The sequence below is a fragment of the Candidatus Omnitrophota bacterium genome (genome assembly GCA_028716565.1).
Classification (GTDB): Bacteria; Omnitrophota; Gorgyraeia; order Pluralincolimonadales; family Pluralincolimonadaceae; genus Pluralincolimonas.
On record JAQUPL010000006.1, the window covers coordinates 16,182 to 33,473 of the forward strand.

At 53.9% G+C, this 17,292-nt stretch carries 14 protein-coding genes; all 14 read left to right on the forward strand.

Annotated features, from left to right (window positions below; translation table 11 throughout):
* Positions 1-21: 21 nt before the first annotated feature.
* The 14 genes from PHO67_06470 (at position 22) to waaF (PHO67_06535) (ending at position 17,264) form a co-directional block, all read left to right on the forward strand.
* Complete coding sequence (locus tag PHO67_06470; protein ID MDD5546779.1) at positions 22-1,068, forward strand: chorismate synthase; 1,047 nt, start codon at positions 22-24, stop codon at positions 1,066-1,068.
* A gap of 124 nt (positions 1,069-1,192) precedes the next feature.
* Positions 1,193-1,711: a shikimate kinase gene (locus PHO67_06475; protein MDD5546780.1), complete on the forward strand. Its 519-nt coding sequence runs from the start codon at positions 1,193-1,195 to the stop codon at positions 1,709-1,711.
* Positions 1,711-2,814 (forward strand): DNA-processing protein DprA, encoded by a 1,104-nt coding sequence (gene dprA / locus PHO67_06480; GenBank protein ID MDD5546781.1) that lies wholly within the window; start codon positions 1,711-1,713, stop codon positions 2,812-2,814. The genes PHO67_06475 and dprA overlap by 1 nt, the downstream gene beginning before the upstream one ends.
* The gene (gene topA / locus PHO67_06485; protein ID MDD5546782.1) at positions 2,814-5,099 is read left to right on the forward strand and encodes a type I DNA topoisomerase; all 2,286 of its coding nucleotides are present in this window, start codon (positions 2,814-2,816) and stop codon (positions 5,097-5,099) included. The genes dprA and topA overlap by 1 nt, the downstream gene beginning before the upstream one ends.
* Positions 5,099-5,998: a tyrosine recombinase XerC gene (gene xerC, locus PHO67_06490; GenBank protein MDD5546783.1), complete on the forward strand. Its 900-nt coding sequence runs from the start codon at positions 5,099-5,101 to the stop codon at positions 5,996-5,998. The genes topA and xerC overlap by 1 nt, the downstream gene beginning before the upstream one ends.
* Before the next feature lie 12 nt (positions 5,999-6,010).
* Entirely contained in the window at positions 6,011-7,285 is a 1,275-nt protein-coding gene (locus PHO67_06495; protein ID MDD5546784.1) for a 3-deoxy-D-manno-octulosonic acid transferase, read from the forward strand.
* Complete coding sequence (lpxK, locus tag PHO67_06500; GenBank protein ID MDD5546785.1) at positions 7,282-8,367, forward strand: tetraacyldisaccharide 4'-kinase; 1,086 nt, start codon at positions 7,282-7,284, stop codon at positions 8,365-8,367. Before PHO67_06495 ends, lpxK begins: the two co-directional genes overlap by 4 nt.
* On the forward strand, positions 8,330-10,264 hold the full coding sequence (locus tag PHO67_06505; GenBank protein MDD5546786.1) for an ELM1/GtrOC1 family putative glycosyltransferase: 1,935 nt from the start codon (positions 8,330-8,332) through the stop codon (positions 10,262-10,264). Before lpxK ends, PHO67_06505 begins: the two co-directional genes overlap by 38 nt.
* The gene (gene waaF, locus PHO67_06510) at positions 10,261-12,363 is read left to right on the forward strand and encodes a lipopolysaccharide heptosyltransferase II (GenBank protein MDD5546787.1); all 2,103 of its coding nucleotides are present in this window, start codon (positions 10,261-10,263) and stop codon (positions 12,361-12,363) included. Before PHO67_06505 ends, waaF (PHO67_06510) begins: the two co-directional genes overlap by 4 nt.
* Positions 12,360-13,463, forward strand: coding sequence for a glycosyltransferase family 4 protein (locus tag PHO67_06515; GenBank protein MDD5546788.1), 1,104 nt, complete (start codon positions 12,360-12,362; stop codon positions 13,461-13,463). Before waaF (PHO67_06510) ends, PHO67_06515 begins: the two co-directional genes overlap by 4 nt.
* Positions 13,450-14,259, forward strand: a complete 810-nt coding sequence (locus PHO67_06520; protein MDD5546789.1) for a polysaccharide deacetylase family protein — start codon at positions 13,450-13,452, stop codon at positions 14,257-14,259. The genes PHO67_06515 and PHO67_06520 overlap by 14 nt, the downstream gene beginning before the upstream one ends.
* Positions 14,229-15,272 carry a lipopolysaccharide heptosyltransferase II gene (gene waaF / locus PHO67_06525; protein ID MDD5546790.1) on the forward strand — a complete coding sequence of 348 codons (1,044 nt, stop codon included), beginning with the start codon at positions 14,229-14,231 and terminating at the stop codon, positions 15,270-15,272. The genes PHO67_06520 and waaF (PHO67_06525) overlap by 31 nt, the downstream gene beginning before the upstream one ends.
* Entirely contained in the window at positions 15,260-16,231 is a 972-nt protein-coding gene (locus PHO67_06530; protein ID MDD5546791.1) for a glycosyltransferase family 9 protein, read from the forward strand. Before waaF (PHO67_06525) ends, PHO67_06530 begins: the two co-directional genes overlap by 13 nt.
* The gene (gene waaF / locus PHO67_06535) at positions 16,218-17,264 is read left to right on the forward strand and encodes a lipopolysaccharide heptosyltransferase II (GenBank protein ID MDD5546792.1); all 1,047 of its coding nucleotides are present in this window, start codon (positions 16,218-16,220) and stop codon (positions 17,262-17,264) included. Before PHO67_06530 ends, waaF (PHO67_06535) begins: the two co-directional genes overlap by 14 nt.
* Positions 17,265-17,292: the final 28 nt, after the last annotated feature.

The following is a 17,292-nucleotide window of genomic DNA, read 5'->3' on the forward strand; positions in this document are numbered from 1 at the left end:
TATAAACAGGAGGGATGTGAAATGTTAAGATATTTGACCGCTGGAGAATCTCACGGTAAGGTTTTACTCGGCATCCTCGAGGGTATGCCGGCCGGCCTTAAGGTAGAAAGAGGGCAGATAAACCTCGAGCTCAAACGCAGGCAGTCCGGTTTCGGGCGCGGGGCCAGGATGGCCATAGAGTCGGATACCGTCCAGATACTTGGCGGCCTGCGAAAAGGCATCGCTATCGGCAGTCCTATCGCATTATCTATTGAGAACAAGGATGCCTCGATAGACAGCCTTCCGGCCGTCACAAGGCCGCGGCCCGGGCACGCCGATCTGGCCGGGGTAATAAAATACGATAGGGAGGACATCCGCGACATATTGGAGAGGGCGAGCGCGCGCGAGACGGCGATGCGCGTCGCCGTAGGGGCCATCTGCAAGATGCTTTTGGAGGAGTTCGGCATAAGGATAGCCAGCCATGTCATCGAGATAGGCGGCGCCGTAAACCAGAAGGGTATGTTGAAGAAAGTCGAGGAATGCGCGAAGACCGGCGATACCATCGGCGGCATATGCGAGATAACGGCCGCGGGTGTGCCTATCGGCCTTGGAAGCCATGTCCAGTCAGACAGGCGGCTCGACGCGAAGATCGCCGGCGCGATGATGTCGATACAGGCGATAAAGGGCGTGGAGATAGGCCTCGGTTTCGCCGCGGCGAGGCTCCCCGGATCGAAAGTCCACGATGAGATAATTCTGGACAAACAAGGCGGTTTCTCGCACAAGTCCAATAACGCGGGCGGGATAGAAGGCGGCATCAGCAACGGCGAGCCCATAATAGTAAAGATAGCGATGAAACCTATCGCTACGCTGGGGACCCCGATGGAAACCGTAGACATAAAGACGAAGAAGAAGGCCGAGGCACAGGTCGAGAGGCACGACGTATGTGCGGTGCATGCCGTATCCGTGGTAGGGGAAGCGGTGCTCGCGTTCGTCATGGCCTGCTCGATGGCCGAGAAGTTCGGCGGCGACAGCCTCGGCGAGATGAAGCGCAATTTCGACGGATACATAAAGCAAGTGAAAGGATTTTAAATATGTCGAAGTTGAAATTTAATGTCTTGCGCAGAGCCGGTTTATGACGCAGTAGAGTTTGGTTGAAGCGAGTAATAAATAAGGCCAAGCGAGACTTAAATTTCAACATAGAAATATTTAAAAGATGAAAAACATAATATTAGTCGGATTCATGGGTGCAGGCAAGACGGCGGTCGGAAAGACCCTTGCCAGATTACTCAAGAGGAAATTCGTTGACCTCGATGAGAAGATCGAGGAGCGCGAAGGTATGCCCATCAGCGAGATATTTACCAAGAAAGGTGAGCAGTATTTCAGGAAAGCCGAAAGGGAGGTTGTGAAAAAGGCCTCCTTGTTTACGGGCCTGGTTACCGCCACCGGCGGAGGCGCCGTTATCGACAAAGAAAATGTCGTTAATTTGAGATCTAACGGCATCTTATTCTATCTTGACGCATCGCCGACAAAGATCCTGGAAAGAACAAAAGGCCACACCCACCGGCCTTTGCTCAATGTAAGCGATCCCGAGGAAAAGATCTCCGAGCTGTTAGCGAAACGCGCGGAATTTTATGCTCAGGCTGACCACAGGATAGATACAAACAACTTGAGCGTCGATGAAGTCGCGGAAAAAATAATATCCCTGCTTAAAGAAGATGGGGCGATCTCTTAATGAACGAAAAAGAGCTTTTGATAGTCTTAAATTGTATTCCAGATATCGGTTTTATCAGATTCAACAATCTTATGCGGCATTTTGGAGCAGTTGAAAAGATATTTTCCGCCGCGAAGGCCGAATTGGCGAAAGTAGACCAGATAGGCCCGAAGGTTTCAAGTGCGATAATAAGTTGCGATAAAGATAAAATACTCAGGGACGAGTTGAAATATATCGATAGACGCAACGTCAAAGTAATCTCTTGTCTAGATAAAGATTACCCGATGAACCTGAAAGATATCTATGACCCTCCGATCATTCTTTACGTAAAAGGGGAATTGACAGCCGAGGACAGGTATTCGATAGGGATAGTCGGCTCAAGGCGCGCGAGCCGTTACGGCCTGCAGACCGCCGAGAGGCTGGGCTATGAATTGGCGGCGCGCGGCATGACCGTCGTCTCAGGATTGGCGCGCGGCATAGACGCGGCCGGACATAAGGGCGCGCTGAAAGCCAAAGGCAGGACCATAGCCGTGCTCGGCAGCGGCCTCGCTAATATATATCCGGAAGAGCATACGGGGTTGGCCGAAGAGATCTCAAAGAACGGCGCGGTCGTCTCGGAGTTCCCGATGGCGATGGAACCGTATAAGGATAATTTCCCGAGAAGGAACAGGATAATAAGCGGACTTTCGCTGGGCGTGGTAGTCGTGGAGGCCGCGAAGAATTCAGGCGCCTTGATTACAACGGATTTCGCGCTGGAGCAGGGGAAGGAGCTGTTCGCTGTCCCCGGGCAGGCGCGCGCGGCGACCGCGGCCGGGACGAATATGCTGATAAGGCAGGGCGCCAGACTCGTCGAGTCGGCCGATGATGTCATCGAGGAACTGGGCGATGTCATCAGAGGCCATATGAAGGCGGAAAGGCCGGAAGAGCCGGAGCATATTCCCTGCGGGCTGGGCCGGCAGGAAGAGGATGTATTCGTGAGATTAAGCGGGACACCCGTAAATATAGATGAGATAGTGGACGGGACAGGGCTTCCCGTCGCCGAAGTTATGCACAGCCTTACCAAGCTCGAGATCAAAGGCATCATCGCGCAGTTGCCCGGCAAATCGTACGTAAGGAAAAGTTGATGATAAAGATATGCGTGAACGGAAAAGATATCCAGGCCGATGACGGCATTACTGTCGCCGGGCTCATCTCGGACCTTAAGGCCGACGTGAAATACGCGGCCGTCGAATTGAACCTCAATATACTCGACAGGTCGAAATATGATTCCGTGAAACTTAAAGAAGGCGACAAGGTCGAGATAATCCTGCCTGTAGGCGGCGGCAAGGGCGGTGCCCTGGTTATAGTCGAGTCGCCGGCAAAAGCCAAAACGATAGAAAAATTCCTCGGTAAAGGTTACACCGTCCGCTCATCCATGGGCCACGTCATCGACCTGCCCATGCGAAAGATGGGCATTGACATAGAGAATAATTTCACGCCTACCTATAAAGTGATCGCTAAAAAGAAAAAATTGCTCAGCGAGTTGAAGGCCGAAGCGAAGGACAAAGACACCATTTATATCGCGACCGACCCTGACCGCGAAGGCGAAGCGATAGGCTGGCACCTGGCCGGGTATCTCGGGAAGAACAAAGAGGTCAAGAGGGTCGTATTCCACGAGATAACGAAGAAGGCGATACTCGAAGCTTTCGATAATCCCGCCGAGATAGATATCAAGCTGGTAAATGCCCAGCAGGCCCGTCGCGTCCTCGACAGGATAGTCGGCTACTCTTTAAGCCCGCTCCTCTGGAAGAAGATAACGCGCGGATTGAGCGCGGGAAGGGTCCAGTCGGTCGCGGTGAAACTCATCGTCGACCGCGAGCGCGAGATACAGGCGTTCGTCGCGGTTGAATATTGGGAACTCGAAGCGGAACTCAAGAAGAAAAAAGATAAGAAATCCTTTTTCGCGCAGCTGGATAAGATCAATGACGCGAAGGCCGAGGTTAAAGATAAAGCGTCTTCGGATAAGATACTTGCGGAGCTCTCAGGCGCGAAATATACGGTAAAGGATATAAAGGAAACCGAGAAGAGGCTGAATCCTCAGGCCCCTTTCACTACCTCGAAGATGCAGCAGGAATCCTTCAATAAACTGCATTACAGGGCCGGGAAGACGATGAAGATAGCCCAACAACTCTACGAAGGCCTCGATATCGGGACCGAGGGCACCGTTGGCCTCATCACTTACATGAGGACCGACTCGGTAAAAGTAGCGTTCTCCGCGATAGAGGAAGCAAGGTTCTACATAAAAGACAAGTTCGGGAAGGATTATCTCCCTCCCGAAGCGAATGTATATAAGTCCAAAAAAGCCGCGCAAGAAGCCCACGAGGCGATCCGGCCGTCCTCGGCCGCCAGGGAGCCGGACGCGATAAAGCAGTATCTCACGCCCGACCAGTATAAATTATACAAATTGATATGGGCGAAATTCATCGCCAGCCAGATGAGGCCTGCGGTCATGTCTGTCGTATCCATAGACATAGAGGCGGAAAAGTGCCTGTTCAGGGCTTCGGGCTCGACTGTAATATTCCCCGGCTTTAAGGCCGCGTATGACGATGAAGAGGAAGAGAAGGACAAAAAGAAGGCATATATACCGAAACTCGCGATAGGCGATACGGTCGACCTTATAAAACTCGACCCGACCCGGCATTTCACGAAACCGCCGCCAAGATTTACCGACGCCTCGCTGGTAAAAGCGCTCGAGGAAGACGGCATCGGCCGCCCTTCCACTTACGCGCCCACCATCGAGACGGTCGTCGCCCGCAATTACGTCAGGCGAGAAGGCTCGGCGCTATGGCCTACGGAATTGGGCACGGTCGTCAATGACCTTCTCACCCAAAGCTTCCCGGTCATTATTGACGAGGAATTCACCGCCAAGATGGAAGAAGAGCTCGATGAGATAGAAGAAGGCAAAGTCGAGTGGGCGCAAGCCCTCAAGGATTTCTACGGGCCTTTTTCGCGGTGGCTCTCAAAGGCCCAGGTCGAGATGAAAGACGTCAAGAAAGACGTCGAGGAGCTCGATGAGGTCTGCGAGAAGTGCGGACGGAAGATGATAATAAAGTGGGGCAGGCGCGGCAGGTTCAAGAGCTGTTCAGGATTTCCAGAATGCAAGAACGCCAAACCTTTGGTCACGACCGGTATAAAGTGCCCGGAGCCGGGATGCGACGGCGAGCTCGTAGAGCGCAGGTCGCGCCGCGGCGCGTTCTATGGCTGTTCCCGTTTCCCCACCTGCCGCCACGTAGAGAACAAGCCGAAGCCTTCGCAAGAAGGCGAGGTGCAGTCCCCCGCAGGGGATAAACCCAAGCCCCAGCAATCAGAGGAAGGGGCGCAGTCCCTGTCCTCAGACAGGGAGAAGCCGCCCCAGGAGCCGCAGCCTTGATAGACAGATATGTAGAGAAATTTATAAGATATCTTGAGATCGAGAGGAACGCCTCGAAGCATACCCTCATAAACTATTCGGTCGACCTCAAATCATTGAGTGAATTCCTTAAGGAAGAGCCGATAGAAAAGGTCGATTACGTTTCGCTGCGCAGGTACCTGGCGCATGTCAAGGAACAGAACCTGTCGAAGGTTTCTATCGCGCGCAAGATCGCCTCGATAAGGTCTTTTTTCAAGTTCCTCTTCAGGGAAGGGATAATAAAGAACAACCCGGCGTCGTCGCTTTCGACGCCTAAGCGGGACAAGCACCTCCCGAAGTTCCTGGACGAAAAAGAGATAGTCCTGCTCCTGGAATCGCCCGACAGGGAGGGCGAGGTGGGGCTCAGGGACAGGGCGATACTCGAGACGCTCTATTCGACCGGGATAAGGGTGAGCGAGCTCGTCGGCCTGAATATGGACCACATCGACCAGATAGGCGGGATCATAAAAGTGTTCGGCAAGGGCAAAAAAGAGAGGATCGTGCCGATAGGCGAGAGGGCGCTCCAGGCGATAAGGGATTATCTGAAGGCGAGGCGGCCGGTCACGAAGGATACGAAGCCCCGCGCTTCCATGGAAGTGCGGGACAAGGCGCTCTTCTTCAACAAGAACGGCGGCAGGCTCACCGACAGGTCGATAAGAAGGATAATAAATAAATATATAACGAAGGCGAGCATACAACAAAAGATATCGCCGCACACCCTGCGCCATTCGTTCGCTACGCATATGCTCGACCACGGCGCCGACTTGAGGAGCGTGCAGGAGCTTCTTGGCCACGCCAACCTCTCGACGACCCAGATCTATACCCATATAACTACCGAAAGGCTCAAGTCCGCGTATACGAAGGCGCACCCGCGGGCTTAAAACCCAAAAGAGATGCTCTACGACCTGTTTTTTATAATATTTTCCGTCTTTTATCTCCCGTATTTTTTGCTCTCAGGCAAATGGCGGAGTTTCAGCCGCCAGCGGCTCGGGATCTTTGACAACGAAACACTTTCAAGGATAAAAGGCTCAGGGGCTGTATGGCTGCACGCCGTTTCGGTGGGCGAGGTGATGGCGAGCGTCCCGCTTTATGAGGAGTTGAGAAGGATCCTCCCGGGCAGTAAGATAATCGTCTCGACGGTCACCGCTACCGGCAATAAAATAGCCCGCGAAAGGTTCAAAGACGCTGCCGCGATAATATACCTGCCGCTCGACATGAGCTGTATAACGGACAGTGTCGTGAAACTGATAAGGCCCGGGCTTGTTCTCATCGCCGAGACCGAGATATGGCCGAACCTGATAACCTCTTTGAAAAAGAACGGCGCAAAAATAGTGATATTCAATGGCAGGGTCTCACCCAACTCGTTCAGGAACTACGGCATGGTAAGGCCGCTGCTTAAGGGTGTGCTGCAAAAAATAGACCTTTACCTTATGCAGTTCCAGGCCGACGCCGACAGGATCATCTCCCTTGGCGCGCCCGTAGAGAACGTCAAGGCAACCGGGAACCTGAAATATGACGCGGCTTTGATGAGGCGCGCGGGCGACGCCCCGGATGTTTTAAGGAAAAATCTGGGTTTGGAAGGCGGAGAGAAATTATTGATCGCGGGCTCGACCAACCCCGGCGAAGAAGAGAAGATATTGCACTGTTATAAGGAGCTGGCGGAGGAATTTCCCGAGTTGAGGCTGCTCATCGCGCCGAGGCATACGGATAGGACCGGCAGCGTGGCCGGCCTTGTCAGGGGGGCCGGATTTACGCCGCGGCTCATCTCGAGCCCGGGGGCAGGGGCGCCGGGAAACGGAGAGGTATTGATATTGGATGTGATGGGCAGGCTCGCCCATCTCTACGCCGCCGCCGATATCGTCTTCATCGGAGGGAGCCTGATAAATAAAGGCGGGCAGAACCCCCTCGAGGCCGCGTGCCATTCGAAAGTAGTGCTATTCGGCCCGTATACGCATAATTTTGAGGAGATAACGAACGACCTCATCTCGGCGAGAGGGGCAGTGAAGGTCGGTGACGAAGCTGAGCTAGTCGCCTCGCTGCGCGTCCTGCTAGAGAATGATGCCGAGAGGCGCAAGATGGGCGAGAACGCGAGGCGGACGCTGGAGTCTAAGGCCGGCGCCGCTAAAAAAGATTTCGATCTTATCAAACCGTTTCTTGGAAGGATATGAGCGAGAAGATCAGGCGGTATTTTTATTCGTTGATGACCGATGAGGCGCAAGGCCCCGCAGCCGCGACGCTTAAGCTGCTCCTTTACGTGCTGTCATTTGACTACGCCTCTGTTTTAGCGGTCACGAGGCTCCTTTTGAAGAGGAGGATCGTCAGGTCTTATCGTCCCAAATGCAGGGTAATAAGCGTCGGGAATATAACGCTGGGCGGGACAGGCAAGACCCCTTTGACCATGGAGATCGCGCGTAGATTCAGGGAAAAAGGGAAGAAGGTCGTGATACTGACGCGAGGTTACATGAAGGACAGGGATACGGGCATGGCCGACGAAGCCGAGGTCTTCAAGAGCTCGCTTGACGGCGTCCCGGTCCTCGTGGGGCGCGACAGGATAGCGTCCGCAAAAGAGGCCGAGGAGAAATACGCGCCGGATATTATTTTGCTTGACGATGGTTTCCAGCACCTGAGGCTCAAGAGGGACGTCGATGTGGTCGCGGTCAGTTCGGACAACCCTTTCGGCAACGGGAAATTGATCCCGAGGGGCATACTCAGGGAGCCGGTCTCGGCGCTTAAGAGGGCCCATATCATCGTAGTGACCAAGGTCCTCCCGGAAGAGGCAAGCCAGGGCAGGGCGGAGATATTGAAAGACAGAATAAGGGATGTCAACCCCGATGCGGCGATATTTAACGCCTCATACGAGCCGCGGCGCCTTTATGACGCGATGGGGGACGCTGAGGCCCCGATCGATTGCCTGAATAACAAGTCGGTCGCGCTCTTATGCGCGATAGGCGACCCTGCTTCTTTTGAGGATAGCGTGGTCTCGCTCGGGGCGAATATTGCCGCGGCGTATTTTTTCATGGACCACCATATCTTTTCTTCGCGCGAGATCGGCAGGATCGCCGCGGAGTGCAAGGGCAAGGGAATAGATACGATAGTAACGACCGAGAAAGACCTGCCGCGTATAAAACAGGCCGGCGCGGCGGATCCCGGTTTGGGCGTGAAGATGCTGGCTCTGGCGGTGGAAATAAAAATAAATGATGAGGAGCACTTTTTTGGCGGACTGGATCCTATATTTATTCGTAAGGCTTGAGGCGTTCGTATTCCGCCTGCTTCCGCTTAAGCTTTCACTCTGGATAGCAAGGCGGTTCGGGAGCCTCATATATTATACGATGGGCAGGCGCAAGACCGTAGCTTACGCCAACCTGCGCGCCGCGTTCAGGGGCAGATATACGCCTTCGCAGGCGAACCGCATAATAAAAGAAATATACCAGAACCTCGCGCAGTCCTATATAGAACTCCTGAAGTTCCCGCAGTTCGATGAGGATTACGTTAGCAAATACATCAGAGTGGAAGGCCTCGATAAGGTAAGGAGCGCGGCAAAGGAGGAGGACAGGGGCGTCATCTTCCTTACCGCCCATTTCGGCAACTGGGAACTGTGTTCCTTGACGGGTTCTACCTTCGGATTCAAGATGAACGTCCTTGTCCGTTTCCAAAAACTTAAGAGGCTCAACGATTACCTGAATAAGATGCGCGGTTCGAAAGGCGCGAACGTCATATTCAAGGACGACGCAATAGAAGAGATAACAGACGCCTTGAGGAGAAAGGAAACGGTCGGGATATTGTCCGACCAGGACGGCGGAAAACGCGGGGAATTCGTGGATTTTCTCGGGCGGCCCGCATCCACGCCTAAGGGAGCGGCTAATTTTTCCCTGAGGACCGGAGCCTCGATCTTCCCGGTCGTCATAATACGGCAAAAAGGCCCGTATCATACGGTAATGATCGAGGATGATATCTCTGTCCTCCAGTCGGAAGATATAAAGAAGGATATACACGAAATACTCCAGAGGTTCGCGAATAAGCTCGCGGGCTATATTGAGAAATACCCCGGGCAATGGCTATGGCTGCACAAGCGCTGGAAATCAACCCCGGCCAGGTATGTCCTCGTGTTAAGCGACGGAAGGGCGGGTCATCTCAAGCAATCCCGCGCCCTCGCCAATAAGATCAGGAAAGCCCGCATGGAAAGAGGTTTTTCCGCGGAAGATACGGCGATAGAGACGCTTGAGGTAAAATTCAGGAGCGGTCTCGCGAGGACGGTCTTCGACATAGGTTCACTCCTTGGCATGGGCCTTCACAGCCTCTCGTTCTGTTTCCCGGAAGAAGTTTATGCCAACCTGAGGGCCGCCTATGCCGATTATGTGGTATCATGCGGCGCATCGCTCGCCGGCGTTAACCTCGCTTTCAAGAGAGAGCTCGGCTCAAAGGCCGTGGTCATCATGAAGCCGAATATGTACAACATAAAGGATTTTAGCCTCAGCGTTATCCCGGTCCACGACAAAGCCGGGGATTACGGTAATGCCGTCTTCACCAAGGGGGCGGTGACCGACCTTGATAAAAATTCCCTGCGCGAATACGGCGAGAAACTGAAAAGACATGCCGTCGTGAACAGGGGCAGGGTCATCGGCGTGCTGCTGGGCGGAGATTCCAAGTCTTACGCGTTCGAGAAAGAATTGGCGGTGGAGGTGGTAGACCGGGTCATGGAGGCAGCCGGAGATATCGAAGCCGACGTGCTCATCACGACCTCGAGGAGGACTCCGAGGGCGGTCGAATTCGCGCTGAAGGAACGTTACGGCAAATCGGAAAGGGTCAAGCTCCTACTGATCGCGAACGATAATAATTTCGAAGGGGCGGTGGAAGGGATCCTCGCGCTGTCGGATGTGATCGTCGTTTCCGGCGAGTCGGTCGCGATGGTGACCGAAGCCGTGAGTTCCGGGAAACCCGTAGCGGTATTCATGCCGCAAAAAATAAATAAATTTTCGGGGACGAAACAGGAAGTTTCCGTACGCAACCTGGAAAAGGAGGGACTGCTCGCGGTGTCGGCCCCGGCGGATATAAGCGGCGATATCAAACACCTGATAAACCACAAGCAGGCCGATATATTAAGCGGGGACATGGGGGCTATCCGGGCGGGGCTCGATAAGATACTATGAAGATAATCCATATAGTACCGAGGTTGAATTCGGGCGGAGTTGAGATGGGGGTGATCAATTTCTGCCTTAGGATGGTCAAGCTCGGCCATAATATAACCGTCATATCCAACGGCGGGGAGATGGTAAAGCGCCTTGAGGCGAACGGGATAAAACATTACAGCCTTCCCGTCCACAGCAAGAACCCGCTTACCGTCCTCAGGATGATACCCGCGGTCAATAGGATATTGAGGCAGGAGAAGGCGGATGTCCTCAACGCGGAGAGCAGGGTCCCGGCCATAATAGGCTATTATGCCGCGCGGGGCGCTGGCGTTGCGTTCATCACCACCTGCCACGCCCATTACTCGAAGAAATTTTTAAGTTTCAGCAAGGTAATGGGATGGGGCAAGCTCGTCATCGCGGTGAGCCAGGTGGTAGCCAAGCACATGATGGATAATTTCAAGGTCCCGTTCCGCAGGATAAGGCTGGTCTACAGGGGCGTGGACGTGGAAAAATTCAAATACAGGGAGCCGGACGAATCGGTAAAACATGAATATACGATAGGGATAATAGGCAGGCTCTCGCCGATAAAAGGCCATAAATATTTCATACGGGCGGTATCTAAAGTTGTGAGGTACGTCCCCCGCATTAAGGTCGTCATCGTGGGAGATGCCCCGCCGGAGAAGGAGAGATATAAGCAGGAGCTCGAGAGCCTGGTGAACAGGCTCGGGCTTTCCAGGTATGTCGAATTCCTCGGCGCGAGGAGCGATATCCCGGATATACTCGCGAGGCTCGACCTCCTCGTCATGGCGAGCGTAGTGCCGGAGGGGTTCGGGATGGTGATAATAGAGGCGTTCGCCTCAGGCGTGCCGGTCGTGGCGACCGGCGTAGGCGGCGTTATGGAGATAATGAGGGACGGCGAGAACGGGCTTATCGTACCGCCGGAAGACCCGCAGCCTATGGCAGAGGCGATTGTGAGACTGCTCAAGGACCGGAAATTCGCCAGGGAGGTCACGCAGCGCGCCAGGAAAGACGTCGAGGAGAAGTTCAACCTTGACAGGCTGGTGACCGAGACGCTGAGGGTATACGAGGAGGCGCTGGGGGTAAAGAGGATACTTATAATGAAAATAAGCGCTGTCGGCGACTGCGTCCTCGCTACGCCTTCGATCCGCGCGATCCGCCAGAAATATCCGAAGGCGTATATAGCCCTGCTGATAGGCAGGGTCGAGAGCCAGGCGCTTAAAGGATGCCCTTATATAGACGAGATGATAATATATGACAGGGAAGGCAGGGATAAGGGATGGCTCAGGTTTTTTGAATTGGCGGCCGAGGTAAGGAGGTACGGATTTGAAGAAGTGGTCGACCTCCAGAATAGTTCCAAGAGCCACCTGTTCGCTTTCCTCAGCGCGGCCCCGCGCAGGTACGGCTACAGGAAAGGTAAATACTGGTTCCTGCTTAACAGGACCATAAGGGATGCCAAAGGGCCGCTCCCGCCGGTGGACCACCAGTTCGGGGTCCTGTCGATGATGGGCATAGAGGGCGCGTCGAAGAAACTTGAACTCTGGCCCTCGGCCCCGGATACGGAAAATATAAAAAGGATGCTTGAGGCGGAGTGGGTAGGAGAGAACCAGACGATAGTCGGGATAAATCCGTCCGCGAGCCCGCGCTGGGCCACAAAAAAATGGCCCTCCGAGAATTTCGCGAGGCTTTGCGACCTGTTAGGCGAGCGCGAGATAAGAACTGTCCTTATTGGCGGCAGGTCGGAAACCGATGCGAACGCGAGCGCCGAGATATTGTCCCTGGCGAGGTCCAAGCCGATAAACCTGGTCGGGAAGACATCTCTTCCCGAACTCGCGGCGCTGATGAAAAGGTTTAAATGCCTCGTGACAAGCGACAGCGCGCCGATGCATATTGCCGCGGCGATGGCCGTGCCATTTGTCGCGCTCTTCGGCCCAACGGACCCGGACCGCCACCTGCCTCCTTCGGAAAATTGCGCGGTAGTAATGAGGGACCTGAAATGTTCGCCGTGCTATAAGCCGGTCTGTTCGGATATAAGATGCATGAGGGAAATCACCGTGGAAGACGTCTTAAAAGCGATAGACGGGGTGATATTGCCGAAATGAGGATACTACTTTTAACAAGCAACCTGCATGTAGGAGGTATCGAGAGGTACACTGTTACCCTGGCTAATGCCCTGCAACAGATGGGGCATTCGGTCTTCGTGGCTTCGGCAGGAGGGGAACTAGGGAAACAGCTCTTGCCGGAGATAAAGGCGGTGAAAATCCCTTTAGGGACCAAATCGATCGCCAGCCCGAAGATAACCGCGACTGTTTTTAAATTGCGGGAATTGGTCAAGGAGGAGAAAATTGAGATCATACACGCGCAGACCAGGGTAGCACAGTTCGCCGCGTGCATGCTCTCCGGTGCGACCAAGGTCCCTTATGTAGCCACGTGGCACGGTTTCTACAAGCCTCATTTTTTCAGGAAGCTCCTGCCGTGCTGGGGAGAGAAGACGATAGCCATAAGCATGTCGGTCGTCGACCACCTGAAAAATGATTTCAACAGGGACGAGAAGAAGATCCGGCTGATACATAACGGGTTGGATCTTTCAAGGTTCGAGCACGTATATACAGCGCAGGAAAAGCTGGAGATAAGGAAGAGATATGGATTGAAAGAAGGCCTTGTTGTCGGTATAATAGCGAGGCTTTCGGAAGAGAAAGGCCATTTGATCCTCCTCGACGCCTTCAAGGGCCTGCTCGATGATATCCGGGATGCGCAACTGTTGATAGTAGGCGGCGGAAGGATCGAGGATAAGATCAAGGCCAGGGTTTCGGAGCTCGGCATCGAAGGGAATGTGCGTTTCGTGGGGAACACCCTGGATACCCACGATCTCCTTTCCGTGATGGATGTGTTCGCGAGGCCGAGCACAAGCGAAGGGTTCGGCTTGACCATCGTCGAAGCTATGCTGATGGGCGTTCCCGTTGTTTCATCCAACGTAGGCGATTTCAAGGAGATGAACAAAGATGCGGGGATAGGGATCCTGGTAGACCCGCTGGACAGCCGGGACCTTAGAAAAGCGATAAAGAAGGTCTTGACCGACCGGGAATTCGCCGTAAAGATAAGCGCCGCCGCGAAAAAATACGCGGAGACGCATTTTTCGGCGGATAAGATGGCCCGGCAGGTGGAAAAAGTATACAGAGAGGTGATAGATGGCTCTAAGTAATCCGAAAAAAATAATATTAGCCCTTGTTTTGGCCGCGGCCGTAACCCTCTATTTTTGCGGGCGAAGTTTTCTCGAGAAGTGTTATTACCCGCCCATACTCATGTACCACTCGGTCGACGACCATGGCTTTAAACTTAAATTGAGCGTCCCGGTAAAAGAGTTCCGCGCCCAGATGAAATACCTCAGGGACAGGAAATATGACATCGTTTCGTCCGCCCAGCTCGCCGATATGATAAATAGCGGGAAAAAGATCCCGCGCAATATCGTTGCGGTGACCTTCGATGACGGCTACCTGGACAATTACTTGAACGCTTTTCCTGTATTCAAGGAATATAAGATCCCGGCTACCATCTTCGTCATCTCCGGTTCTATAGGGAAGCCGGATTTCGTTAATGCCGCGCAGATGAAAGAGATGTCTGACGCGGGCATCGATATTGAGAGCCATTCGGTCACGCATCCGTTTATCGAAGGGAGCACGAAAGAGGGTTTCGAGAGGGAGGCCGTCGAATCCAAGAAGGCGATAGAGGCCATCACAGGGAAACCTGTCTATACCTTTTGTTTCCCTTACGGCGGGTTTAACGATTATACGAGGGACATACTCAGGGACGCGGGATACAAGGCGGGTTTCGTGACCATGCCGCGTGACAACTCTATAGCTTTGGACGCCTACCGGTTGAAACGCGTAAAGATCGCTTCCGGCCCGTTCAGCTCGTTGGATTTTAGGTTAAAGACATCGGGATATTACATGTGGTTTAAGGCGCACAGATGGAAAAAGAAAAAATCGACAAAATACTGATAGTCAATGTGAACTGGATAGGGGACGTCCTCTTCTCGACGCCGGCCATCAGGGCGCTCAGGAAGCATTTTCCCGGGGCCCACATAGCGTGCATGGTCGTGCCCCGGTGCGAAGAGATCCTCGAACTAAACCCGCACTTGAACGAACTGATAATATACGACGAGAAGGGCAGGAATAAAGGGCTGATCGGCAAGCTCAAGCTTATCTCGGAGTTAAGGGCGCGCCGTTTCGACTGCGTCTTTCTCTTCCACAGGTCGCTTACGCGGACGCTCATGGTCGCGCTCTCCGGGATCAGGGAGCGAGTAGGCATAGACAACCCGAAAAGGGGTTTTCTCCTTACGAAGAAGATAAAGCCCCAGCCGTCAGATATCCATAAGGTCGAGCAGTTCCTTAATATCGTAAAGGTCATAACGGGTGAAGACGACGGGAAGAGCATGGAATTATTCACCGGCAAGGAAGACGAAGCCTTTGCCGGCGAGTTCTTGAAGTCGCACGGCATAGGCGAGGGCGACAGGTTCATCATATTGAACCCCGGCGGGAACTGGGACCCCAAGCGCTGGCCGGCCGTGGATTTCGCCGGACTGGGCGACAGGTTAAACGAAAAATATAAGGTCCCCATTATCATTACCGGGGCGCAAAAGGACGTTGAGTTGGCTAATAAGATATCCGGCATAATGAAGCATAAGCCCGTCATCGCCGCCGGCGAGACTACTATAAGGCAGCTGGCCGCGATAATGAAACGCGCTTCCCTTGTTATCTCCAATGATTCGGGCCCTATGCATATAGCGGTGAGCCAGGGCGCCAGGACGATAGCGATATTCGGACCCACCGACCCCAAGATCACCGGGCCGTACGGGGAGGGGATATATGGGGTCATCCAGAAGGATTCGGGAAAGCCCGGTTGCAAGATACCCTGCTATGACCTGAGGTGCGAAGAGGCTCTTTGTATGAAGGCCGTTACCGTGGAAGATGTTATGCTCGAGGCGGAAAAGCTCCTCAAATGGAAAACATAAAGAAGATACTCGTCGTGACGTTAAGCAATATCGGCGACGTCGTCCTGACGTTCCCGGTCATCGGCGCGCTGCGGGAAAATTTCAAGGACGCGGCGATAGATGTTGTGGCAGGGCCCCGCGCCGCGGAGTTATTCGAGGGCGATCCGCGCATAGGGAAGATGTATGTCTACCATAACTCCGAGCCGCCGGTTTCCAAGATAAGGCTTCTGGTCCGTCTCAGGCGCAACAGGTACGACCTTCTTATCGACCTGCGCAGCAGCCTGTTCGGTTTTTTCGTGGGCGCCCGGTTTTGCAATAAACATATGAAGGGCCGGGCAGGGGAAGTATGCCATAAGATAGACGAGCATCTGGCGAAGATCAGGGAATTCGGTATCACGGCTGCCGGCGGTCCGTATCCCGTATGGATAGGCAGGGACGACTCCGAAAGGGCTTCTAAGCTGTTGACCGCAAAAGGGATACTCAGCGACGATAAATATATATGCGTGAGCCCGGGCGCGAAGAGCCATATAAAGAGATGGAGGGAAGGCGGGTTTGCGGGGGCCTGCGATATGCTCATCGACGCCTTCAAGGTAAAGATAATCTTCGTTGGCGACGATTCCGACAAAGAGATCTGCGAAAGGATACTGGCAAAGATGAGGAATTACGCGGTATCGGTAGCCGGGATGACGGACCTGCGCGAGCTGGTGTGCATCATAAAACGGTCCTCTCTCCTGGTGACCAACGACAGTGCGCCGCTGCATATAGCCGGTTCGATCGGGACGCCGGCGGTCGCGATATTCGGGCCGACAGATCCCGCGAAGTACGGCCCGAGGGCAGGGGCCGGGACCGCGGTATTTAAGGAGCTCCATTGTTCGCCGTGCGAGACGGCATTGTGCAGGTATAACCTCGAATGCATGAAGGCGGTGAGCGCCGACGAAGTCTTTGACGCGGCGAAGAAGATACTCGATGAACGCAAATAAAAGAAAATACAGGATACTCATCATCAGGACGGACAGGATAGGCGACGTGCTCCTTTCTACCCCGTCGATAAAGGCCGTCAGGGAAGCGTATCCCAACGCCCATATAGCGTTCATGGCGCGGCCGTATGTGGAGGATATCGTTGACGGGAACCCGCACCTGGACGAGGTCATACTCTACGACAAGGATAATAAGCATAAAGGGTTCTTCGGCAGCCTCAAGTTCATACTTGAGTTGAGGAGAAAAGGCTTTGACCTCGCGATAATCCTGCACCCGACCGTAAGGTCGAACCTCATACCTTTCCTGGCGGGTATACCGGAACGCGCCGGTTATGACAAGAGGTGGGGTTTTTTACTGACGAAGCGGCTTAAGGACACGAAGCACCTGGGCGAGAAGCACGAGATAGATTATAATTTTGATGTCCTGCGCGCGATCGGCATAGCCGCGAAAGACAGGACGCTGTATATGCCGGTGAAGCCGGAATATGAAAGGGTTATCGACAGGTTTATGGCGTTAAACGACCTAGGCGTAAAGGATACCATCGTCGCGGTGCATCCGGGCGCGAGCTGCCGGTCGAAACGCTGGGCGGCATACAGGTTCGGGCGCGTGGCCGACGAGCTTATCGACAAGCACAACGTTAAGATAGTGATAATCGGAGGGCCGTCGGATGTCAACACCGTAAAGGAGGTCGAAACAGGGATGCTCCAAAAGCCCCTGGTCCTGTCCGAAGAGCATTCGCTCGGCGAAGTAGCCGCGCTGCTCAAAAAGTGCAAGCTCCTTATCTCCAACGATTCCGGGCCGGTCCATATAGCTGTTGCCGTAGGCACGCCCGTGGTCTCGATCTTCGGCCGCCTCGACCCCGGCCTCTCGCCGCAGAGGTGGGGCCCGGTCGGACCGGACGACATCGTCATCCATAAGGATGTCGGATGCGAGGAGTGCCTCGCGCACAACTGCAAACTCAGCTTCAAATGCCTCGACGCCATCACAGTCGAGGAAGTCTTCTCCGCCGCCGAAAGCCTCCTCACAAAGACCTAAATACTTCCGCCGGCGGATATGAATTGAC